Below are 21,319 nucleotides of genomic sequence, written 5' to 3' on the forward strand. Positions count from 1 at the left end.
CATATAGCCAAATCAGTCTGATTCGGGCGAACACCCGCAACCACAACACGACAGCTTCAAAGACAAAGGGTATATAAAAAATTCTCTCTATTCGTTGCTTTAGGATCCCCATTGATGAAAAAAATTGTTTTAGCGACCAGTAATCCCGGTAAAGTGCGTGAGTTAGCCAGTTTACTGGCCGCTTGGGATCTCAATGTCGTGGCACAAAACGAATTAGGCGTCACTTCGGTTGAAGAAACGGGTCTTACTTTCGTTGAAAATGCTATTTTAAAAGCGCGTCATGCAGCACAAATGACAGGGCTTCCTGCCATTGCTGATGATTCTGGCTTAGTGGTTGATGCACTGGGCGGAGCACCTGGTCTCTATTCGGCTCGCTATGCAGGCTGTAATGCCACCGATCAACAAAATGTAGCAAAATTATTGGCGGAGATGGCAGAGGTTCCTGATCAGCAACGAGGGGCAGCATACCATTGCGTATTGGTTTATTTTCATTGCGCCACTGATCCTACCCCCTTGGTGTTTCACGGCAGCTGGCGGGGAAAAATTACTGATAAGCCTATTGGCCAGGATGGGTTTGGTTATGATCCTATTTTTTATCTTCCCGCACTAAAACGCACTGCGGCACAATTAAGCACGGTAGAAAAACAAAAGATTTCTCATCGTGGCCAAGCGTTAAAACTGCTGTTGGATGCCTTAAAAAATGCTTAAATTGCCACCAATGAGCCTCTATATTCATATTCCTTGGTGCATCCAAAAATGTCCTTACTGTGATTTTAATTCTCATGCGTTAAAAGGTGATATTCCTCATCAAAAATATGTTGAGCATTTACTTGCCGATCTCGATGCCGATTTGCCATTGATCGATGGGCGAAAAATTAACAGTATTTTTATCGGAGGAGGAACGCCCAGTTTGCTGAGTGCTGAGGCTATGTCGCAATTATTGGAGGGGGTTAACGCACGGCTTAAATTGGCAGAGCACGCTGAAATTACTATGGAGGCGAATCCAGGGGCTGTCGAAGCGGAACGTTTCCGCCACTATCAGCAAGCAGGCGTCAATCGTATTTCTATCGGCGTACAGAGTTTTAGTGCCAGTAAGCTAAAAAAATTAGGGCGGGTACACGGTTCTGACGAAGCAAAACAGGCGGCAATATTGGCAAATTTGCTGCAATTTCGTAGCGTGAATCTGGATCTGATGCACGGCTTGCCCGATCAATCACATCGAGAGGCACTCGATGATCTGCACCAGGCTATCGCATTAGCTCCTGCGCATATTTCTTGGTATCAACTCACTATCGAGCCCAATACCGCTTTTAGTTCTCGCCCCCACACACTGCCTGATGAAGATGTGTTATGGGCTATTTTTCAACAAGGCCAGCAGATTTTGCAAAGTGCTGGGTATCAGCAATATGAAACCTCGGCTTATGCGAAGCCTGGTTATCAATGTCAGCATAATTTAAATTATTGGCGTTTTGGTGATTATATTGGTATCGGCTGTGGGGCGCATGGCAAAATCACCCGCAGTAACGGTGAAATATTACGTACAGTAAAAACAAAGCATCCGCGTGGTTTTATGCAAGGTAAGTACCTTGATCAACAATATAATGTTGTGGTTGCTGATCGTCCATTTGAGTTTTTTATGAATCGCTTTCGACTATTCGAAGCGGCTCCGCGTGCCGATTTTTACCACTTGACTGGATTGGCAGAAAGTAGCATTCGTTCGCCATTGGATCAGGCGTTAGCTAAAGGCTATTTGTTAGAAACAAAGCAACACTGGCAGATCACCGAAAAAGGCAAGTTGTTTCTCAATTCGCTGTTAGAACTGTTTTTGTAAAAATAAAACGCTTCGAAAACAGTAATTCGTTATGCGCTCTATATACCCAATGAATTTCGAGTTACGGCAAGGCGGCCAAGGTGTGAGACCGATGAGCGTAGATAGACTACGTGATTCGGCGAGCACCCGCCGCGCCAACGCCGCCGTAATTTGAAAGGCGAAGGGTATAGAATACAAAAATACTTTTGTGATGCCCCGCGTCACAATTTAAAATTATTATTATTTTCTGATGAGTGTCCCCTTATGCAATTATCGACGACTCCAACCTTGCAAGGCGCTACCATTGCGCAATATTGCGGCATTGTCAGTAGCGAAGCGATGCTCAGTGTCAATATTTTCCATGGTTTCTTTGCTAATATACGCCACCTTATTGGAAAGCGTCTGTGTGGTTACGAAGTAGAGTTACACAAAGCACGCCAAATCGCTTTTACTAAACTGCAAGCACAGGCTGAAAAGTTAGCAGCAGACGCCGTCGTTGGTATAACGATTGATTATCATGTAGTAGGTAAAAACGGCAGTATGCTGATGTTGAGTCTTAGCGGAACCGCGGTCAAATTAGGCTAATCCATCAAATCTCGTTGCCACATTTTTAATGTTTTTGGCATTTTATCGCTATCAGGAGAAACATTACTCCAATAACCCATCACTGGCTGCCCTAAATGATCTGGCTCGACATGGGCGGCCCATATTTTTCCACTGGGCGTATACATGATGATCGCCGCTTGTTTATTTGCCATCCCTCTCACCCACAGTGAAATCACTTTCGCACCGATATTATCTAAATCATCACGATAAACATAAACATTAGCGGTTTTAATAAAGCGGCTATAGTGATCACCGACCAATTCTTTAAATGCTTTTTCTAAATAGGCTTCAGTAAATATACCGATAGAAAGCAATGTTGCTTCAGGTCGCGGATCTTTATCTGCCCGAATATAACAACCATCAATAAACACATCTTTAGGCATAGATATTTGACATTCTTTGCTGCCATTACTGTATACTTTAATCGCCGCGGTTTTTAATGGAATCAATAGCAATTTACAGTTACTGGTATCAGCAATATTATTGACGATGCCTAATCCGATGTTTTTACATATTTCGCCTGATAGTCACCACGATTAACACCAGACCAGATCTTACTATCTAGATGAGCGCTCCAATTTTTCACATCATTAATCAATATATTACCACCACTGCCATTGCTTGCTGTTAAATTCCACCAACTCCCAGCCCAATTAAATTGAGGGTCAATATCAGAAAATAAAGCAATTCCATGATAATAAGCCTGTTCAATACATTTATCGTCAGTACAACCGTTACGTCGTTCCAGCCAATCTAACCATTGTTGATCCACTTTTTTTTCTATCTTTATTAACACGATTTTTCCAATAAATATCACGTAATATATCGTCTAGCCAACGTAAATCATTATTATTACAGATGCTATATTCCACCGGTGTTTTCGGATGTTGGCAACAGATGGCAGCAACAGAACATGAAATACAGCTAAAAAATAACCACAACCCTAAACGAAAATAAACAATATTCATACTTTTATAAACCGAGTGAAAATATTAAAGTAGTTATTAATTTAAATAATATTATATTCTACGTTATATTTTTTAATAAAAACACTCTAAGAGTTTATACCCAATGAATTTCGAGTTACGGCAAGGCGGCAAGGGCGACCGACCGATGAGCGTAGACATACTACGTGATTCGGCGAGCACCCGCAGACAACAAAGCCGTAACTTGAAAGGCGAAGGGTATATTCTAAATTTTCTTTGAGCTGCGCGCAGGAGAGGAAAAAATGAGCGAAAAAGCGCAAATCAGATTAATGAAACGCAGCCAGCCTATTTACTAAGGATCAATAGTCGATTCAAAAATAAGACTGACTGTGCCCTGGTAGGTACCGGCTGGGGGCAATGAACTCGGTTCAATAACCGAAATAATAATATCCTCTACTTTTGACTGCTTCATTGCTCTGGTACCTCGAATGGTAGTTGCTGTATTCGTCGTGATATCACCGAGAGCATTAGATATTTTTACTGCCAATTGAATTTCACCTTTCATTTTTTCATTGGTAAGTTTTGCCTCTTCCTTCAACTTAACGCCAATACTAAATCCTGCGCTGTTATTGAAAAATCGATACGGTATTCGCAAGGGAAGAAATTTTTTGCGGATCGGATCATAGCGGATCTGCTGCACATCCTGTCGACCATCGAGAGGAATGATATAAAAATTAGGGCCTGAAACATTGATCTCCAATGCTACGGTATATTTAGATATCCCCTTCTCATCTTCTGCGGCATCAAGATTAACAGCCCATAAGCTGCTGAGCATACACAGAGCGCTGGCAAATAAAGCACACTTTTTTTTCATGGTGTTCCTCAAATTGCTATGGGCATGGGCAGGAAGAAAAGGGGGGTTAAATTAAAACGACTTCGCCTGTTCTTTTTTACCTTCCACTAACATGTATTTAATCGTTTCTTGCTCACTGTTTTTCTTTAATTGATGACTGCCACCAGGCAAGACAAATGAGCGGCCTTCTTCATCACATTTGTTGCCGGGCTGCTGACAGGTTTGGATTTTTTCTAACACGATAGTGGCATTGCCGTTATTTTTTATTGTCATTGTCTGCTTATCTTGCGTGATTTGGCTGTCAAAACGGGGGGCATCAGGCGCTACAAATAAAATACTGCCATAACCGGTTAACACATTTACCCCAGCTTTCACTTGATCGGCCTCATATTCTTTTAATTGCTCAGCAGTGGCGTTAAAACCTTCATTGCTTTTCGGTAAAACGGGCGTAAAACGCACGCGGTAGTAATATTCCTTATCGCGTTTACTCGGCCAAATTAAACGCACATTTTGAAAGCCGCCGGGGGGGAATAATCAGCCGCTGCGGTGTGGCAACCAGCATTTCTTTATTCAATTGGCCATCATTAACCTGCTTAATCGGCGTGTCCAAACTGCCCTTAGCATCGACAACCATTTGTAAGATATCAATGCGTACAAAAGCCGTGGTATCCCCGCCGTTATACACCCGTTTACTGAAGGTTTTTTCGCCAGACATCATCATGTCGTACATGCTACCAATGTTAATCATCGGGCCTGCGTAGGCGGCGCCAGTAAACAAAAAGGCGGTTAATAAAACAAAGAGCATAAGGTATTTATTCATGGCCTGATCCGTCAAATAAGCTGATGATATTTTGTGTGAAAGCGCTGCTTTCACGCCTTTTCCGCGGATAATCTTTACGGTGATACTTTATTTTAGTCGCTGCTTGGCATACCGGGCAGATTTTTTTAATCGATAAGTGAGCCAAAAAACCATTAATAAAGTCAGGTACTGGTTTCTCATCGTCTAGAAATCTATAATAGACCTCTTCGGAAACTAGCATTCATGAGGAATTTTGGTAAAACACTCCTGAACAAGGAGCCGCCATGAAATATGAAGTAATAAAAGTACTGGAAGAGGAAAAATTTCGTCGCTTAACGGGTGTTAAACGCAGTACATTTGAAAAGATGATAAAGATATTGAATGAAGCAGATAAGAGTAAGCAAGGGAAAGGAGGTCGGAAACCCAAGCGGGGTTTAGAAGAGCGCTTATTAATGGCACTGGAGTATATACGAGAATATCGCACTTATTTTCATGTCAGCCAAAGCTATGGCGTGAGTGAGAGCACATGCTATGAAACGATTAAATGGATAGAGAATACGCTAATAAAGCATCCTGATTTTGCCCTACCTGGACGCAAAGCTGTATTAAAAAGGGATAGGGAGTATGAGCTGGTTCTTATTGATGCCACAGAAACGCCGATTGAACGTCCCCAAAAAAACAAAAGCCGTTTTACTCAGGAAAAAAGAAACGACACACCTTAAAAACACAAGTGCTCGTTGATAAAAAAAGTAAAGCAGTCATCTGTACAAGCTTTACGAATGGGAGGCGCCATGATTTTAGGTTGTTTAAGGAGTCTGGTGTGCGAATACATCCTGACATCAAAACAGTTACCGATACAGGTTACCAAGGGCTTGGCAAGATTCATTCAAACTCGGCGTTGCCTAAGAAAAAGACAAAGAAAAATCCCTTAACAAAAGAAGATAAACGCAACAATCGTGCGTTATCAAGCCAGCGTGTATTAAACGAACATGTCATTGGTATGATTAAAAGATTTAAAATTGTATCAGACCGTTATCGAAACAGGCGAAAACGTTTTGGATTAAGATTTAATCTGATTGCTGCAATTTATAACATGGAAATTAGATAAATGATAGTTTCCGAAGAGGTCTAATGATTAAACAGAAATATGGAAATTCATTAACACAAAATTTTTTAGGAGACAGTCAATGAACAGCAAGACATGGGACTATCACGAATCAGAAAAAATACATGCAGAAATAGCAAGGCTTATGGCGGAAACGTCCAAGCTCAGTGCTGAAACATCAAGGATAAATGCTGAGCTTGTGCTAAACTACCCTTGGATAGTAAGAAAACAGAAGCAGAAACCACTAAATTATATCGTGAAATATTTTGGTATCCCGTCGCCATTGCCTCTGGTTTTGTCGGTACGATTGTGGCTATCACCGCCATTATTATCAAATTAATAAGCTAACTGTGAGACTAAGCATGAATATTAGCATCAAATATCACGGTGACAGTGTCTTTGTAGGTATCCGGCGCTTTTGCTAATAAAGTTTTAATGGATTGTTCACCACTGACTTCAAAATCAATATGGCCGGGATAATTTTGCGCCGGATTATTGGTGTGAAAGACATTACGCGGGAGATCTTTTTTAGTACGAAGCGGTTGCCGGGTGACGGACTTTTGACTGCTGTCTTTAACCACAATATTGCTTGCCAGGGTGAGAAAAGCACGCACCGGAACGGTACGTTTAGTATCTTCACTGGTTAAAGCGCATTCAGTATCCGAAAAAGGGGTGCCACATTGCAAATAAACAGTAAATTCCCCCGAAGAAGACAACCTGAATTTACTGCGACCGGTAAGCTTAGTCGGTTTGCTACCGCCACTAAGATAGCGATCCCAGCCGCGCTGACTGCCGTCTTGTGGCACTAAAATGACCTTTTCGGCACCGAATTCTGGTGTGATTTTGAGATCATGAGCCACCTCGAGGATAAACTTTAAGGTGACATTAGGATCACCTTGCCAGATAAAATTATTGCCAAAATCAATATCGACACCTTCATCATTACCGATCCTGAAGGAGGTCAAGGTATCAGCATTTGTATAGGTGCCGCTGGCCATGGATAAGGGGTCTGGCAGCTTTAATTTATAGGTAAAGCTAATATCTTTTATTTTTGCAGGTTCTCGGCTTTCCGGATTGCCGCTATAAACATGACGACTATTACTACTGTCATAGGGCTCTGCTACGGGGCGTATCAATCTCGATTTTTTGTAACAAATACCTGAATCAGGTGGGATGTCCCACATAAACATAACAGGTTGGTATGATCCTGACACAGTGATACCGAGTCCTTTATAGGTTGCTTTACAAGGCGCTGTAGAGTTTTCGGGGTCACCATTTTCCCAAGCCCTCCACCACTCTGTTGTATAATTTGTATTGAAATGACTATTATAATTATTACTAGGGAGTCCGGTAAACCGTTCTAAATATGTAGCGCTCATGTTTGTTATTGTGAAGTTAGCCGTTTTTTTTTCGGTACCTACTTGTTGATTCTGCAACAGTATATTTTCTTTTCGCGGCCATTTAAAATAAAGCGCCTTTCTCGCATCACCTCTTTCTGGTATATCTTCCTGCTGAATTGCCTCGCCTTGTAAGGCAATACTAAATAAACCTTGTGTTTTACATATTTCTTGAAAATTTCTGCTGTTAACATCAGTCTTTGCACATATCCCCGTACTCTCGGTTTTATTCTGAAAACCATCCTGTCCCCTGTTTAACAATGATGGTCGGAATTCCGCTTTAATTTCGATCTCTTGCGCCCTGCTCTCACTCACCAGCCCCCATAACAATGCTCACCGCCAATAGGCGGTGAGCATTGTTATGGGGGAGCGGATCATCATGATAAAGGCGATGCTGAAGGGGTTAATACATCGACAAAGCGCACCTCATCGCGTTCACCCTCTGGGCTCGGCGGCAGTGAATAGACTAAACGTGGTTTGCCATCGTCGCCAGTCACTGTGATCTGCGGTTTGGCGGCACTGACCTCGAGTGTGAACACCCCCTCGCTATTAATGCGCGCTTTACCGACATCACTGGCCACTTCTTGATTATGCAGCAAATTACCTTGTTCATCTTTAAGCATACCGACCACCGTTTGCGTTTTGACTGCCCGTAATTTTAAGTAATTGACGCTGCCGCGATTCATGCGTAATGAATAATCTTCCGGATAGATCCTAACGCCATCCTCGCCCTGCCCATGAAACTGCAAGCGTTGCTGCTTCCAGGTTGAGACCCCGACAATATTTTTGCCGGGCTGTAAACGGGGAGCACTGCCCTCGCCGCCCGAGACTTCCAGTTTTATATCGGGTTGATCACTTTCTACATCGATGATCACCGCTGCTTGGCTGCTGCGCAATTGCTGACCGGTGGCGATGCTGCCGCCGCCGAGTACCAAGCTGTTGCGTAAATTCGCGCCGCCGTAAAAATTCTCTGATTTAGATCCGCGTTGCAAATAAACATCACCATTCAACCAACGGTTATCGAGCCCGGCGTTACCACTGAAGGCTAAACCGTCTGGATTGGCGGTAACGGTCGCACCGGCGTACTCTATGGTGCCACGCTCTTCAGGACGCCAATTGTAATTGAGATTAGTGTAGGGTTTGCGATCCTGCAAGCCAAACTGCGCCGAAACACTGTGCGTTTTACGTTTCCGCTCTAAACCCCCAGTGTCAGTCTAGTTGTCGCCTCTAATTTTCGTTAATGGGAACTAATAAAGAGGCGATATAATCATGGAAAAACCGACGTATTCGGAAGAGTTTAAAGAGCAGGCGCTGTGTAAGGTTTATCATCGGAATGGGCGTACAATGAAAGCCATTGCGGATGAACTTAACGTGCCGCCGAGGAAGCTAAGAAGTTGTTTAGCAGAAAGTGAACTCGCCTCTTGGTGCAGGGGGCAGGGTATTTTTGTTCATCACCTGAAGCAATGGCGCGCGGATTTTTGTGACCCGAAGCGAACACAACGCAGTAAGAGGAAAAATGATTATTCCCGAACAGCGCCAGTCTATTATGATGTGGATTACTGAATCAACGCAGGCCGGAGCGCGGCAACAACAGGCTTGTCTCCTGATTGGGCTAAGCACGCGAACCCTACAGCGCTGGCAGAAAGCTATCGAGCAAGTGGATGGCCGAACGCGCCGAACAGCGCCGCCGCCCCACAAACTCTCACCCTGTGAGCGGGCTAAGCTACTGGAAATAACCTCTTCGGCCAAATTTGCTCATTTACCCCCGAGTCAAATTGTGCCGATGTTGGCTGATGAAGGGCTCTATTTCGCCTCCGAATCCACTTTCAAGACGCCCGCGCATGGGTCGAACACGTGGTGCACTGGTATAATCAAGAGCATCGCCACAGTGCCATTGAATTTGTCACACCTGCACAAAGACATGCAGGCCTTGATAAAGCCCTATTAGCTCAGCGTAACACAGTGTATGAAAAGGCACGCGCTGCAAACCCTACACGCTGGGCAGGTCAAATCCGTCAGTGGCCGTATGTGAAAGAAGTCCATTTAAATCCACAAAAATCCAGAGAAAAAAAGGTGAAACCAGACGCCAAAAAAGCAGCCTAGGATTTTACATCCTGGGCGACAACTACATTGACAATTACCGCCTCGGCGGCACGTTAAGTTCATCCGCAATGGCTTTCATTGTACGCCCATTCCGATGATAAACCTTACACAGCGCCTGCTCTTTAAACTCTTCCGAATACGTCGGTTTTTCCATGATTATATCGCCTCTTTATTAGTTCCCATTAACGAAAATTAGAGGCGACAACTAGACTGACACTGGGGGCCCCATGAAAAACGGGTTAATAGACCATTCACCGAATGATTTGAGGCTTTGACATTCTCCATTACAGCTGTTTATCAACATAATTTATCGCCTGCTGCCACCATGCTGAATCGAGGGCAGGCACATGACCGTGTGATCTTGCGCCATCCTCAAGCAATCCAACAGAGTCTCCAGGTGAAGCGCAAAGGTATCCTGTCCATTATTGAGAATAAACACCGCCGGGCTGTCACAACTGCTATAGTCCACATTTGCATATTATCATCAAGAAGATCACCGAATAACATTGATGGAGATCGCTCAATAACATTCAAGGCGATCACTGAATAACATTGAAGGAGATCACTTTTTCGGCAAAATGTTATTGAGCGATCTCCATGAATATTATTAGTTCAGCTTGTCCTCTGTAGGTGTGTTTTTACCGTTATCCTGCCGTTTTATTGACGAGCAGATAACCATGTCGGCATTCCGTATATCGATGAGAAAACTAAAAGAAATACTCAGGCTAAAATACCGTTGTCAACTGAGCCATCGTCAGATTGCAAAGAGTTTATCCGTCTCCCCCTCAGTGGTGTCTCGTTACCTCAATCAGGCTGCACAACTTGGTATCAGGGATTATCCGCTTTCTCCGGAGTGGAATGAGCTAAATTTACGGGCAGCGTTCAAACAAACCCCGGTAAAAAAGAAAAAAAGCTCGCTGCCTGACTGGAGCCTGATTTGTCAGGAACTGAAGCATAAAATCATGACGCTACAGCTGTTATACGAGGAATATCAGCAGCAAAATCCAGCCAATCATTACAGGTATGCCCATTTTGCCGCCTCTACAAAAGCTGGCAGCAAGTGCAATCCCCGTCGATGCGACAAACCCACAAAGCGGGAGAAAAGCTGTTCGTCGATTATTGTGGCCCCACCCTCAACGTCACTCACCCCAAAACGGGTGAACAGCGCACAGCTCAGGTGTTTGTGGCGGTTCTCGGGGCGTCAAATTACACCTATGCCGAAGCTACCTGGAGTCAATGCTTAGAAAATTGGGTGATGAGCCATGCGCGTTGTTTTGACTTTTTCGGGGGGGTGCCTGAGTTATAGTGCCGGATAATTTAAAAAGTGGCATCGATAAAGCGTGTCGTTACGAGCCTGATTTAAATCCGACCTATCAACAACTTGCCTACCATTACGATACCGTCGTGGTAGCGGCGCGCCCTTACAAACCCAAAGATAAAGCCAAGGTTGAAGTGGCGGTACAAATTGTTGAACGTTGGATAATGGCTAAACTGAGGCGAGAGACGTTCTACAGCTTGAAGGCGTTAAATCAGCGGATACAGGAGTTGCTGATAGAACTCAATAACAAGCCGATGAAAAAGCGACCGGGCAGCCGCTTAAGCCAGTTTCAACAGATAGATAAACCGGTGTTAAAACCCTTGCCACGCTTACCCTATCGCTATACGCAGGTGACACAAGTCCGCGTCCAGATGGACTACCACGTTGAAGTGGATAAGCATTATTACTCCGTCCCGCATACGTTACTGAAACAAAAATTAGAAGCGCATGTCAGTGGAGAACTTGTCAACCTGTTTCATCGGGGTGAGCTAGTCGCGGTACATCCACGCTCACACGACGTGGGCGGTCACTCCACGCTAGAAAATCATATGCCTGAAGCCCATAAACAACAGGGTCGCTGGACAGCGTCCCGTGTTGACTACTCAGCGTCACGCCAACTCGATAAAGCCACTATCCGCTCACTGACACAAGGGGAATGGTTGAAACACCATCAAAATATACTGATTACCGGCGCTACCGGTTGCGGCAAGACTTGGTTAGCCTGTGCACTCGGTCACCATTATTGCCAGCAAGGGATGAGCGTCTTTTACTTCAGGCTCAAGCAACTGCTAGCACAAATGTACCTGGCACAAGCCCAGGGCAGTTATCGAAAATTACTGGATACATTAGCCAATTGCTCGCTTTTGCTACTCGACGATTGGGGATTAGAGCCACTTAACTCTCAGCAGCGGGGAGATTTATTGGAGCTAATCGATGCCAGATACGATCGTACTTCCACACTCATCACCAGCCAGCTCCCTGTTGCTAATTGGTACCAGATGATCGGCGAATCCACTCATGCCGATGCCATTTTAGACCGATTGCTGCACAATGCTATCAAACTAGAACTAAAGGGCGAATCAATGAGAAAATCAATGAATAAATTGACTCAAGGAGATCACTCAGGCTAACTTAAATCTCGTTCTACAGAGACGCTGAATAAGTGATCTCCTTCATTTTATTGAGTGATCTTCTTGATGATAATATGCACATAAAAAATATCGCTGTTGATATGGCAGTCGAAGGTACAAACCGTAGTTAATTTTCCGTTAAGCTGTGCACCAATGACATTAGTACGTGCTTTGGCATGGCAATCGTGTTGGCCGTAACAGCGCTTCCCTTTCACTGAATAACCATAAAGACGCGGCATATCATGAGCAAAACCGCTTTCATCCACGTTAGCCCTGGAGCTTAGTCTGAAAATCTTTTCGAGCTTGGACGTCGGCTTTGGGGGGATAAAATGTTTTTTTTATAGCTAAAACCCGCCCGCTTTAAGGCATCACAGATACCCCTGGCACTCACACCCATCCGTTGCGCCCGCTCGTGCTGAGACGCGTCAGGGTAGGTTTCCACATCCAGAATCAACGCCGCTCTGTTTATTTTGGTAGCGGGTTTATTACGCGTCAAACAAGGCTCCAGGCGTTTCGCCCATCGCATCAAACTGGCACTTCCTACACCAAAACGGTCGGCGGTTTCAGCATAAGTGAGGGCTTCTTTCTTTTTGAAAGCCAATACATGTTGACGAAATTTTAAGGGATAAGTCATTTTGGTATTTATAGGTCAATAAATCATTTCGATATTGTACGTCAATTTATAACACCTAAGCCATATGTCCACGCTCATCGGTCGGTCGCCCTGGCAGCCGAAGGCAACTTCAAAGACGAAGGGTATATGACCCTGCGCTGACCAAAGCACTGAAAAATTCGGATGGCGTTAGCCTGTTATCTTGCTGACATGAAACGGCGTCTAAAAGGGGAGGGGTAAAACCAGACATTGCCTGAGCCATCTTGTCTGCTGTATCGCCCTGTGTTGGCTGAGGTGAAAACAGACATTTTTCCAGACCTCTCGATGTCATGATAAAGGTCATGGTTTTTGCATCCACGGCAAAATCAGCCTTGACGCCAGAAGACAGTATTTTTAAGCGTTCTTCTGCCTGCGCATGATATATCTCCAGTTTATCGCCCTCAGAAAACAAAATCCGGGTACGTAACATGCCGGTATCACTGCCTTTGATCTCTTTTTTAAAAACCACCCGGCCTTTTTTATTGATCACTTTAATGCTTGTGTAAACTGAATCCTGAGCATCCTCATCAGCCGGGGGTCTACTGATATCAATCTCCAGCTGTCTGGCGACGCTATCCACAGAAAGAGAAGCAAATGCATAATTATTTCTGTCCAGCAGGGTCATCTGATGAGTCGGTATTAGCCTTTTCAGCCCGGTTTTTGTCATGATGAAACGGTTTGTTTTGGCATCGGGCACTGGCTCACGCTGGATGTTCGGGTTTGAAAATAGACGGGTTTCTGCCTCAGCATGATAAATTTCCAGTTGATAGCCCTCAGTAAAAGGGATCTCTTCACGTGAAGACAGCATACCTGTGCCTTTTATTTCTTTTTCAAAAATAACCTTGCCTGTATGATTTCTCATCCTGATCTCCGCATAGGTTTTATCCCTGAAATAACCCTCTGCCTGTGCTCCTTTCCTGAAAACATCAACACGTAGCATACTGTGTGTTTTATCAACAGAAACGAAAGCACACCAGCGATCACCCGCACGCAGGAGGAATTTTTTCCAGTAGTTTTTTGGCGGCATGTCTTTTTTTATCCTTAGCCACATTTGCGCTCTGGCCTGTTCCCCTGCTTTTATTCGTTCCTCTGATTGCGGATGACTGTCACGCCCATGCAGGGTCCATAAAGCTAAAAAATCAGCAACCTGTAATCCCGTTGAACTCCAGCTATACGACATTATCGTGCAAGGATCCTCCAAGTTAAAGCTGTGATCCAGCCCAAGCGCATGCCCAATTTCATGAACAAGAGTAGCTTTAAAACGCTCTGGATTTCGGCGTGCCTTCAGCTTGGTATTCACCCAGATTTCGTCGCGTTTAGAAGGGACAGTGGTGGTGGAATCAACAAAACCGACAAGGCTAATCGTTGGAGAGTGGAAATTACCAAAGACCAGATCAGCGGGTTCATCACCTTCAACTTGGCGGAACTCCAGACCGGTTTTCTCTGCAATTTCATTAAGAACAGACTGGTTTATCTCTCGTTGTAGCGCGGTAAAGGTGGTCAAACCCGATACCGACGGCTGTTTGTTTTGCCGTATGACAACATCATGATAACGGGGGGTGAGATAGCGAAAGGTCAGTTCTTTTTCTTTATCCACGAGTTTATCTGGCTGTAATCCAGAGATGACTTGTGCTGCTATCAGGTAATGTATGAGTTGTGTTGCTAGCGCTTCATCAACAACAGACTGCGGTATCGTCTGTTTTTGCTCTGTAGACGTTGTTAAACCTACATCGGATACCCTGTCCGGCTCTTCCATAGTATTCATGATGACTCTCCTTTTATGACATAGCTCCCGTTATAGCCGAATCAGTTTAATTTGATTCAAGGCGGAGGAGCGCAGACAGTACAAATAGTACGGCAAGCGACGACAACACTTAAATCAAATTAAACTGGTTTGGCTATATGTAACCTATTTTTATTACGAGCAGAAAGAGAGCCCATTATATTCACTATAGCCAAATCAGCGATCACTGTTGGGTGGAAATGAAAACAAAGGATAATATTGATGTACAATGACACAAATAACAGCTCAAAATGAAGAGGCAAGGTATTGATAAATAATGAATGAAAAGTTGTCTTTTGTTGCCTGTTATTTAATCTAAAATAATACCTCTACTTGTTTTAAATGATTTATTTTATTTTTGGACAGCTATGATAATCATAGGTATTGATCCGGGATCTCGTATTACCGGTTATGGAGTGATTGCGCTGAAAGGGCGGCAATTAAGTTATCTGGCTAGCGGTTGCATTCGTACAGGAGGAGGGCCTTTACCTACGCGCTTAAAATTGATTTACGCCGGTGTCAGCGAGATTATTACCCAATTTCAGCCTGATTTTTTTGCTATCGAACAAGTATTTATGGCAAAAAATGCCGATTCTGCTTTGAAACTCGGTCAAGCCCGTGGTGTGGCGATAGTTGCCGCGGTCAATCAGCACTTAACGGTGTTTGAATACGCCGCCAGGTTGGTTAAACAAAGCGTCGTGGGGAGTGGGGCGGCAGAAAAAAAACAAGTACAGCATATGGTTCGTTGTTTATTAAACCTTTCGGCCGCGCCACCTTCGGATGCAGCAGATGCGTTAGCTATCGCTATTACGCATTGTCACTTGCAGCAAAAACGCATCGCTACCTGTAGAAAAACGGGACGCGGCCACGTAAATTACGGCTTTAAAAAGAGGAACTAAAGTGATTGGGCGTCTGCGCGGTATTATTTTAGAAAAGCAGCCCCCTCAGGTTTTGTTAGAAACCCATGGGGTAGGTTATGAAATTCAGTTACCCATCAGCTGTTTCTATCAGTTGCCGGAGGCAGGACAAGAAGCGATTATTTTTACGCAATTTGTGGTGCGTGAAGAGGCGCAACTATTATACGGATTTAACGATAAACAAGAGCGGGCGCTGTTTCGTGAATTAATTAAAGTCAATGGTGTTGGTCCTAAATTGGCGTTGGCTATTTTATCTGGGATGTCGGCACCGCAATTTGTTCATGCTGTTGAACAAGAAGAGATCAGCACATTAATAAAATTGCCAGGAGTAGGTAAAAAGACGGCTGAACGTTTAGTGGTTGAGATGAAAGATCGCATTAAAGGTTTAAATGGCGATCTCTTCACTAATAGCACTGCGGCGCCATTATCTGCTTCATTGCTAACCACGGTTAACAATGAGGCTGAAGCTGTCTCAGCACTGATCACGTTAGGTTATAAACCACAAGAAGCCAGTCGACTGATCAATAAAATTGCCACTGCTGAGATGGATTGCGAAACTTTGATTCGGGAGGCTTTGCGTGCCGCTCTGTAATAACGCAAAAATAAAGGTAAAAAATGATTGAAGCCGATCGCCTCATTTCAGCACAGATTATCAATGATGAAGTGATCATTGATCGCGCCATTCGACCCAAGTTATTGGCTGAATATATCGGGCAATTGCCTGTGCGAGAACAAATGGAAATTTTTATCCAGGCGGCTAAGCAGCGCGGTGAGGCGTTAGATCATCTGCTGATATTTGGCCCGCCTGGGCTTGGAAAAACCACCTTAGCTAATATCATTGCCAATGAAATGGGCGTTAATTTGCGCACTACCTCAGGGCCAGTATTAGAAAAAGCCGGTGATTTGGCCGCGTTATTAACCAACCTTGAGTCTCATGATGTTTTATTTATCGACGAAATTCATCGCTTATCACCGGTAATTGAAGAAATTCTTTACCCTGCGATGGAAGATTATCAGCTGGATATTATGATTGGCGAAGGGCCTGCTGCGCGATCGATTAAACTTGATTTACCGCCCTTTACGCTGATAGGGGCTACCACACGTGCCGGTTCGCTCACTTCGCCGTTACGTGATCGATTTGGCATTGTCCAACGGCTAGAATTTTATCAAATCGCTGATTTAGAACAGATTGTAGCCCGAAGTGCCCGTTGTTTAGGGTTAACCTTAACCCTAGAAGGGGCGCATCATTTAGCACGCTGCTCGAGAGGAACGCCGCGTATTACCAATCGTTTATTACGCCGCGTGCGCGATTTTGCTGAAGTGAAAGCGCAAGGCGTCATTGATGGTCCGATAGCGATAAAAGCCCTAGAGATGTTAAATATCGATGGAGAAGGCTTTGATTATATGGATCGAAAATTACTGCTGGCCATTATCGATAAATTTAACGGTGGGCCAGTGGGTTTAGATAATATCGCCGCTGCTATTGGTGAAGAGCGTGAAACCATTGAAGATGTTTTAGAGCCTTATCTCATTCAGCAAGGCTTTATCCAGCGCACCCCGCGTGGCAGAATAGCCACCCAGCATGCCTATCAACATTGTGGCATCAGCTGGAAAGAATAGACAAAACCTTAGTTCGTTATGTAAATTTCTGCGTTACCGGTGCTCGCAATCTTCGTCCTTGTCAACTGAAAGAAGTTATTATGTTACTAGTGCTACGTGTGATCTTAGCCGTTTTATATTGTCTCTTGGTGTGTATTTTCGGCGGAATGTATTGTTTATTTAACCCGCGTGATCCGCAACATGTTGCTCGTTTTGGTCGTTTATTTGGACGTCTGTCAACCTTATTTGGTCTAAAGGTTGAACAACGGATGCCAACGGGATATCAACACTATGGCAATTGTATTTATATTGCCAATCATCAAAATAATTACGATATGGTCACCACAGCAAAAATAACGCCCCCGGGGGCGGTGACCGTGGGCAAAAAAAGTTTATTATGGATCCCGTTATTTGGTCCTCTCTATTGGTTAACCGGTAATTTATTAATTGATCGTGACAATAAAACCAAAGCCCATAGCACCATCACACGGTTAGTTGAGCAAATTAAAAAAAGAAAACTTTCTGTTTTAATGTTTCCTGAAGGCACTCGCAGTCGTGGCCGGGGTTTACTGCCTTTTAAAAGCGGTGCTTTTCGTGCCGCTATGGCAGCAGGCGTCCCTATTGTGCCGATCTGTGTTTCTACCACGCATGGCAAGATTAATTTAAATCGTTTTTCGAATGGTTGGGTGATTATTGAAATGTTGCCGCCTATTGATACCCGCGCTTATAACAAAGAGCAGCTTCATCAATTAACGCAACATTGTCATCATTTAATGTTAGAAAAAGTAAAACGATTGGATCAAGAGGTAGCAGAACGGGTATCACTTGTGAAATGAAGATATCCCCTTCGCCTTTCAAGTTACGGCTTTGTTGTCTGCGGGTGCTCGCCGAATCACGTAGTAGGTCTACGCTCATCGGTCGGTCGCCCTTGCCGCCTTGCCGTAACTCGAAATTCATTGGGTATATTAGTGCCTATTTCAAATATTCTTAAGCGACGCTGATACCTTAGCGTCGCTTCATTCTTATAAAAATCTTTAATTAAAAATAAAATATCATAATTTATATTATTTTATTTTTGGCTAGACATCTTCTTAAACTAATCTATAGCCGAATCAGTTTAATTTTATTCTGTGCTCCTCCTTAAATCAAATTAAACTGATTCGCTATCTCTATTCAGTAAAATTTCTGACTGTGTTTATGTAAAAATTATTAGGTCAGAATACTTAATGTTTTTACATTGCTTTTTTAAATAGCGTTGACATTTAATAAATTTATAAAAATATTTATTTTATTAAATCCTGTTTGTGTTTTAAATGTATTTAATTAATGAATTATACGATTGAATACTTTTATTTTTAGGATTTCTCGCATCATAAATAAACGATGAATTAAAGATAAAATAAAAAACGAGGTCATTATGAATCATGTCGATTCCTTAGCAAAAGAGCTACTAAAAGAGAGCGTTCAATGGAAGAAATCTTTTGGTCAAGAACGTGAACTCACATTTAAATACCTGACACCGGATTATCATGACAGTGCATATTATGATAATGGTCAATACTATACTAATTTAAGCCCATTTACCGTTCAACAACGAGAGATCACTCAATCTATTCTCGATGAAATTGCAGATCTAACGGGTTTAAAATTCCGCATGGTTGGCAGCGATGAAGCAAGTAATTTAACCTTTGGTAATTACAATTCTACAACCAGTACTATTGCTGGCTATGCTTATTATCCTAATTCTTCTGAATCTAGTGCCATATGGATAAATACGCATTTTTTACCTAATTTCAAAAAAATAGTTACTCATGAAATCGGGCATGCTCTTGGATTGAGACACACCGAGGATTTGGCAAATCCTAACAGTGTTATGTCGTATGACGATAATATAGATGAGTTACAAGCTGCTGATATTTTAGCTTTACGCCAGTTATACGAGCGTGATAGCGATCCGATAGCAGAGGAACGGATACAAAGACGTTTGCAGGAAAAGGAACAAATAAGAATACGAGAGCAGCAAGCACAAGAATTGCGACAGGCAAAAGAAATAGAACAGCGGCAGCAAACGATAGAGCGGAGCAGACAAGAATTTATGCGGGAGTCGCAGGCTCGAGAACAGGCATGGAAGCAGCAACAAGAACGAGAAGTGCAACAAATACAGCAAATAGAACGGAAGCAAAAAGAAGAATTACAGAAAAGAGAAGAACTCGCCCAGAAACAAGAGCAGGAACGAATACACAGACGCAGACAAGAAGAAGAAAGGATCCGGGCACTCGACAAGGCACGAGAAGAAGAAGATGCACGAATGGAACGAGAGCATCATGAAGAATCGGTAAGGAGACAAAAACAACAACAACAGATAGAACAAGAATATGCAGAAGAATTGGCAAGGAGACAAAAACAGGATGAACAGAGCAGGCTACAAGAGGTGGAGCAAGTTGAGAAAGAACAATTCAGTGAAACAGATCAAATTCAACGTCGGAATGAATCTGTTTTGGCGGTAAAAATCACCAATGATCATGCTTTTTATAAATTGATTTGTGAGAAGGCGTCTCATTATGACTATTCAGTCAAACAATTTAATTTACTCTATTTTAATATTTCTGAAGTTATGATCAAAAAACCGTTTACCATAAAAGAAATTAATGATTTTTGTCAGCAAAATGATATTCCGCTTTTTTCTAGCTATGAGCTATTAAGTTTAGTGCCTAAAAAAGAACGCCCTGTTTATGTAGAATATGCTGCTAACAGGGGAGGGGCTCCACAGCATGATTATTTATCCGCTAGCGTCGATATTAACGCCTCCTATATAGAAAAAAATGCAATGCCGCAAGAGAGCCAGCAAGATTATATTATCGACGCTGATGTGTTTTATAAATTTATTTATAAAAAATTGTGTAATAGTGAATATACCTATAGCCAATACAATATTTTATATGAGCACATTTCTGAAGAATTGATCCATACCCGCCTTAGTATTGATGAAATTATGGAAAAATATGCTGAATGTGGTATCTCCCCCCCCCATGCAAGAAGAAATTGAAGAGTTAATCACTAAACAAAAACAAACGCGCTCCACGGATAATTTTTATGAAAACACGGGGTTGAATTTTCAAGGTCGCATCAAGATTAACATGCAGGATAAACAACCGGCGCCTTCGGCAGAGGGGGATGGTTTTGAGTTAAATGTTGATTTATTTCAAGCGCGCTCTTTTGAAGATGCGCAAGACAAAAATAACGACGGCATTGCCAATAATCAAGATATTCTGCGTTCATTAGAAAGCACCTTAGCCACCTTTAACCACGTGTTTGGTATCAAAAAAGACAATAATCCACTAAAAGCCAATGGCAATACAGCGAGCTTCCGTCTCTTTCTTTTTGACGATGTTGCCAGTTACCAAAAATATTTATCGCAGAGCCACGGTAAAAATATACCCAATGGCGGGGCGGCAGAAAATTCAGATAACAATTATATTAGCAATATGTATTCGTATTATGACAATACGCAGTCTGATGCGCCCAGTCACTTAAACCATAAAAGTTACAACTATGTTATCCGCCATGAATTTGTCCAGGCGTTAACCTTTTATCTCACCTCAAAATTGGATCTGGGCAAAGTACTCATGGAAGGCTTAGCCGAATACGTAGTGTACTTAACCGATGGTGACAGCGTGACTGATTTTGCCAAGCGGGTGGGTGATGAGTATAAAGACTATTCTTTAGAACAAATCATTAAAGGAAAGATCGACCCTTACCGAACTGGGGCGGCGGTGGTGGCTTATCTTGAAGAAAGCTATCCTAATTTTATGGATAATTTGCTGTATGCGGCGACAGAAGATAGAAAAACAGACCAAGGCCGCGTTTATTTTAAACAGATGATGGAAGATATCTACGCCAGTGAAGCGAATAAAATACAGCAGGGCGATGGTTTTTCGCAGTGGGTGCAGCGCAATGCGGCTGAAGGGAGGCCTGATCGCCTGGCCGATACTCACCAGACGCCGGCCGATGGCGGATCCCTGATAAACGCGGCGTCAGCCGAGGCGCCGGAGAGTGCGGGAGCAAGTGATCACGCGCCACAGCGCGATCAATCACCGTTATCGCCTCAAGCGTATCGCTCACAGCCAGGGCAGGGGATGGCGAACTTAATCGGCTCGATGCACAATTTTGTTGATAACCACCCTCAGGTGTTATCAAGCGGTTCAGCACCGTCTCATCCGGCATTACAATCCGATGCATTAGTGCCTTCAGGATTTGTTCGGCATCAATAATCGCCGCGCGCCGCGTTAAAATTATAAAAAAAACGTCAGTGATTAACACT

General features: G+C 43.3%; 23 protein-coding genes and 2 pseudogenes. 16 read left to right on the forward strand and 9 right to left on the reverse strand.

Features of this window, described 5'->3' with window-relative positions; translation table 11 throughout:
* Positions 1–114: 114 nt before the first annotated feature.
* The 3 genes from REG_RS01740 (at position 115) to REG_RS01750 (ending at position 2,395) form a co-directional block, all read left to right on the forward strand.
* The gene (locus REG_RS01740; protein WP_039906903.1) at positions 115–708 is read left to right on the forward strand and encodes an XTP/dITP diphosphatase; all 594 of its coding nucleotides are present in this window, start codon (positions 115–117) and stop codon (positions 706–708) included.
* Entirely contained in the window at positions 701–1,831 is a 1,131-nt protein-coding gene (hemW, locus tag REG_RS01745; protein WP_006704228.1) for a radical SAM family heme chaperone HemW, read from the forward strand. Before REG_RS01740 ends, hemW begins: the two co-directional genes overlap by 8 nt.
* Before the next feature lie 243 nt (positions 1,832–2,074).
* A complete protein-coding gene (locus REG_RS01750) occupies positions 2,075–2,395 on the forward strand; it encodes a heavy metal-binding domain-containing protein (protein ID WP_039907090.1) in 321 nt (106 codons plus the stop codon).
* On the opposite strand, the pseudogene REG_RS01755 reads toward REG_RS01750, so the two are convergent.
* Positions 2,392–3,384, reverse strand: a pseudogene (locus REG_RS01755) (lysozyme inhibitor LprI family protein). The gene REG_RS01750 and the pseudogene REG_RS01755 sit on opposite strands and share 4 nt — an antisense overlap.
* A gap of 103 nt (positions 3,385–3,487) precedes the next feature.
* Between REG_RS01755 and REG_RS13970 the strand changes: the two are divergent.
* On the forward strand, positions 3,488–3,622 hold the full coding sequence (locus REG_RS13970) for a hypothetical protein (RefSeq protein ID WP_260200116.1): 135 nt from the start codon (positions 3,488–3,490) through the stop codon (positions 3,620–3,622).
* A 72-nt stretch (positions 3,623–3,694) separates the two neighbouring features.
* Here REG_RS13970 and REG_RS01760 read toward each other — a convergent pair whose 3' ends face one another.
* Genes REG_RS01760 through REG_RS13980 form a run of 3 tightly spaced genes read right to left on the reverse strand, consistent with a single transcriptional unit; the run spans position 3,695 to position 5,015 of the window.
* Positions 3,695–4,216 carry a CS1 type fimbrial major subunit gene (locus REG_RS01760; protein WP_039906905.1) on the reverse strand — a complete coding sequence of 174 codons (522 nt, stop codon included), beginning with the start codon at positions 4,214–4,216 and terminating at the stop codon, positions 3,695–3,697.
* A gap of 51 nt (positions 4,217–4,267) precedes the next feature.
* Complete coding sequence (locus REG_RS13975) at positions 4,268–4,702, reverse strand: hypothetical protein (protein WP_260200117.1); 435 nt, start codon at positions 4,700–4,702, stop codon at positions 4,268–4,270.
* Positions 4,680–5,015 (reverse strand): hypothetical protein, encoded by a 336-nt coding sequence (locus REG_RS13980; protein ID WP_260200119.1) that lies wholly within the window; start codon positions 5,013–5,015, stop codon positions 4,680–4,682. Before REG_RS13980 ends, REG_RS13975 begins: the two co-directional genes overlap by 23 nt.
* 263 nt (positions 5,016–5,278) lie before the next feature.
* Here REG_RS13980 and REG_RS11750 point away from each other — a divergent pair.
* Positions 5,279–6,102, forward strand: a protein-coding gene (locus tag REG_RS11750) for an IS5-like element ISRein1 family transposase (RefSeq protein ID WP_260200023.1) whose coding sequence is annotated in 2 segments (ribosomal slippage) — positions 5,279–5,666 and positions 5,666–6,102 — 825 coding nt in all. Because the reading frame shifts where the segments join, the coding sequence is not laid out codon by codon here.
* Positions 6,103–6,181: 79 nt separating this feature from the next.
* Positions 6,182–6,439 carry a hypothetical protein gene (locus REG_RS11025; protein ID WP_218015656.1) on the forward strand — a complete coding sequence of 86 codons (258 nt, stop codon included), beginning with the start codon at positions 6,182–6,184 and terminating at the stop codon, positions 6,437–6,439.
* Between the two features lie 16 nt (positions 6,440–6,455).
* Here REG_RS11025 and REG_RS01790 read toward each other — a convergent pair whose 3' ends face one another.
* Together REG_RS01790 and REG_RS01795 are read right to left on the reverse strand one after the other, a co-directional pair.
* Positions 6,456–7,826 carry a hypothetical protein gene (locus REG_RS01790; RefSeq protein WP_006704232.1) on the reverse strand — a complete coding sequence of 457 codons (1,371 nt, stop codon included), beginning with the start codon at positions 7,824–7,826 and terminating at the stop codon, positions 6,456–6,458.
* Between the two features lie 47 nt (positions 7,827–7,873).
* The gene (locus tag REG_RS01795; RefSeq protein WP_006704233.1) at positions 7,874–8,650 is read right to left on the reverse strand and encodes a CS1-pili formation C-terminal domain-containing protein; all 777 of its coding nucleotides are present in this window, start codon (positions 8,648–8,650) and stop codon (positions 7,874–7,876) included.
* 115 nt (positions 8,651–8,765) lie between these two features.
* Here REG_RS01795 and REG_RS11755 point away from each other — a divergent pair, with 115 nt between their 5' ends.
* From REG_RS11755 to istA, 4 genes and pseudogenes are all read left to right on the forward strand, one after another.
* Positions 8,766–9,059 (forward strand): hypothetical protein, encoded by a 294-nt coding sequence (locus tag REG_RS11755; protein WP_006704759.1) that lies wholly within the window; start codon positions 8,766–8,768, stop codon positions 9,057–9,059.
* Positions 9,013–9,444, forward strand: a complete 432-nt coding sequence (locus REG_RS12500; RefSeq protein WP_141553588.1) for a helix-turn-helix domain-containing protein — start codon at positions 9,013–9,015, stop codon at positions 9,442–9,444. Before REG_RS11755 ends, REG_RS12500 begins: the two co-directional genes overlap by 47 nt.
* Positions 9,445–9,458: 14 nt before the next feature.
* Positions 9,459–9,599, forward strand: a complete 141-nt coding sequence (locus tag REG_RS12990; protein ID WP_176603359.1) for a hypothetical protein — start codon at positions 9,459–9,461, stop codon at positions 9,597–9,599.
* 677 nt (positions 9,600–10,276) lie between these two features.
* Positions 10,277–12,047, forward strand: a pseudogene (gene istA, locus REG_RS13985) (IS21 family transposase).
* A gap of 47 nt (positions 12,048–12,094) precedes the next feature.
* Here the strand turns inward: istA and REG_RS01815 are convergent.
* The 3 genes from REG_RS01815 to REG_RS01825 all read right to left on the reverse strand — a co-directional run bounded on the left by REG_RS01815 (position 12,095) and on the right by REG_RS01825 (position 14,464).
* Positions 12,095–12,313, reverse strand: coding sequence for a transposase (locus REG_RS01815; protein ID WP_141553589.1), 219 nt, complete (start codon positions 12,311–12,313; stop codon positions 12,095–12,097).
* Between the two features lie 14 nt (positions 12,314–12,327).
* Entirely contained in the window at positions 12,328–12,681 is a 354-nt protein-coding gene (locus REG_RS01820) for an IS630 transposase-related protein (RefSeq protein ID WP_006704235.1), read from the reverse strand.
* 109 nt (positions 12,682–12,790) lie between these two features.
* Positions 12,791–14,464, reverse strand: a complete 1,674-nt coding sequence (locus REG_RS01825; RefSeq protein ID WP_006704236.1) for a putative mucin/carbohydrate-binding domain-containing protein — start codon at positions 14,462–14,464, stop codon at positions 12,791–12,793.
* Positions 14,465–14,850: 386 nt separating this feature from the next.
* Between REG_RS01825 and ruvC the strand changes: the two genes are divergently transcribed.
* The 6 genes from ruvC (at position 14,851) to REG_RS01855 (ending at position 21,269) form a co-directional block, all read left to right on the forward strand.
* The gene (gene ruvC / locus REG_RS01830) at positions 14,851–15,381 is read left to right on the forward strand and encodes a crossover junction endodeoxyribonuclease RuvC (RefSeq protein ID WP_006704237.1); all 531 of its coding nucleotides are present in this window, start codon (positions 14,851–14,853) and stop codon (positions 15,379–15,381) included.
* Between the two features lies 1 nt (position 15,382).
* The gene (gene ruvA / locus REG_RS01835) at positions 15,383–15,991 is read left to right on the forward strand and encodes a Holliday junction branch migration protein RuvA (RefSeq protein ID WP_006704238.1); all 609 of its coding nucleotides are present in this window, start codon (positions 15,383–15,385) and stop codon (positions 15,989–15,991) included.
* A 23-nt stretch (positions 15,992–16,014) separates the two neighbouring features.
* Positions 16,015–17,019, forward strand: a complete 1,005-nt coding sequence (gene ruvB, locus REG_RS01840; RefSeq protein ID WP_006704239.1) for a Holliday junction branch migration DNA helicase RuvB — start codon at positions 16,015–16,017, stop codon at positions 17,017–17,019.
* A gap of 80 nt (positions 17,020–17,099) precedes the next feature.
* Positions 17,100–17,834, forward strand: a complete 735-nt coding sequence (locus REG_RS01845) for a 1-acylglycerol-3-phosphate O-acyltransferase (RefSeq protein WP_039906909.1) — start codon at positions 17,100–17,102, stop codon at positions 17,832–17,834.
* Between the two features lie 581 nt (positions 17,835–18,415).
* Positions 18,416–20,044 carry a matrixin family metalloprotease gene (locus tag REG_RS10630; protein ID WP_050749289.1) on the forward strand — a complete coding sequence of 543 codons (1,629 nt, stop codon included), beginning with the start codon at positions 18,416–18,418 and terminating at the stop codon, positions 20,042–20,044.
* A complete protein-coding gene (locus tag REG_RS01855) occupies positions 20,001–21,269 on the forward strand; it encodes a collagenase (RefSeq protein ID WP_176603389.1) in 1,269 nt (422 codons plus the stop codon). The genes REG_RS10630 and REG_RS01855 overlap by 44 nt, the downstream gene beginning before the upstream one ends.
* The last annotated feature ends 50 nt before the right edge of the window (positions 21,270–21,319 follow it).

Origin of the sequence: Candidatus Regiella insecticola LSR1, from assembly GCF_000143625.1 — a bacterium.
Taxonomy (GTDB): Bacteria; Pseudomonadota; Gammaproteobacteria; order Enterobacterales; family Enterobacteriaceae; genus Regiella; species Regiella insecticola.

What these genes read in the sequence shown, in the direction of transcription:
- REG_RS01740 (WP_039906903.1), top strand. Translation starts at nt 115, where the DNA reads ATGAAAAAAATTGTTTTAGCGACCAGTAATCCCGGTAAAGTGCGTGAG.
- hemW (WP_006704228.1), top strand. Translation starts at nt 701, where the DNA reads ATGCTTAAATTGCCACCAATGAGCCTCTATATTCATATTCCTTGGTGC.
- REG_RS01750 (WP_039907090.1), top strand. Translation starts at nt 2,075, where the DNA reads ATGCAATTATCGACGACTCCAACCTTGCAAGGCGCTACCATTGCGCAA.
- REG_RS13970 (WP_260200116.1), top strand. Translation starts at nt 3,488, where the DNA reads ATGAATTTCGAGTTACGGCAAGGCGGCAAGGGCGACCGACCGATGAGC.
- REG_RS01760 (WP_039906905.1), bottom strand. Translation starts at nt 4,216, where the DNA reads ATGAAAAAAAAGTGTGCTTTATTTGCCAGCGCTCTGTGTATGCTCAGC.
- REG_RS13980 (WP_260200119.1), bottom strand. Translation starts at nt 5,015, where the DNA reads ATGAATAAATACCTTATGCTCTTTGTTTTATTAACCGCCTTTTTGTTT.
- REG_RS11025 (WP_218015656.1), top strand. Translation starts at nt 6,182, where the DNA reads ATGAACAGCAAGACATGGGACTATCACGAATCAGAAAAAATACATGCA.
- REG_RS11755 (WP_006704759.1), top strand. Translation starts at nt 8,766, where the DNA reads ATGGAAAAACCGACGTATTCGGAAGAGTTTAAAGAGCAGGCGCTGTGT.
- REG_RS12500 (WP_141553588.1), top strand. Translation starts at nt 9,013, where the DNA reads ATGATTATTCCCGAACAGCGCCAGTCTATTATGATGTGGATTACTGAA.
- REG_RS01820 (WP_006704235.1), bottom strand. Translation starts at nt 12,681, where the DNA reads ATGACTTATCCCTTAAAATTTCGTCAACATGTATTGGCTTTCAAAAAG.
- REG_RS01825 (WP_006704236.1), bottom strand. Translation starts at nt 14,464, where the DNA reads ATGAATACTATGGAAGAGCCGGACAGGGTATCCGATGTAGGTTTAACA.
- ruvC (WP_006704237.1), top strand. Translation starts at nt 14,851, where the DNA reads ATGATAATCATAGGTATTGATCCGGGATCTCGTATTACCGGTTATGGA.
- ruvB (WP_006704239.1), top strand. Translation starts at nt 16,015, where the DNA reads ATGATTGAAGCCGATCGCCTCATTTCAGCACAGATTATCAATGATGAA.
- REG_RS01845 (WP_039906909.1), top strand. Translation starts at nt 17,100, where the DNA reads ATGTTACTAGTGCTACGTGTGATCTTAGCCGTTTTATATTGTCTCTTG.
- REG_RS10630 (WP_050749289.1), top strand. Translation starts at nt 18,416, where the DNA reads ATGAATCATGTCGATTCCTTAGCAAAAGAGCTACTAAAAGAGAGCGTT.
- REG_RS01855 (WP_176603389.1), top strand. Translation starts at nt 20,001, where the DNA reads ATGCTGAATGTGGTATCTCCCCCCCCCATGCAAGAAGAAATTGAAGAG.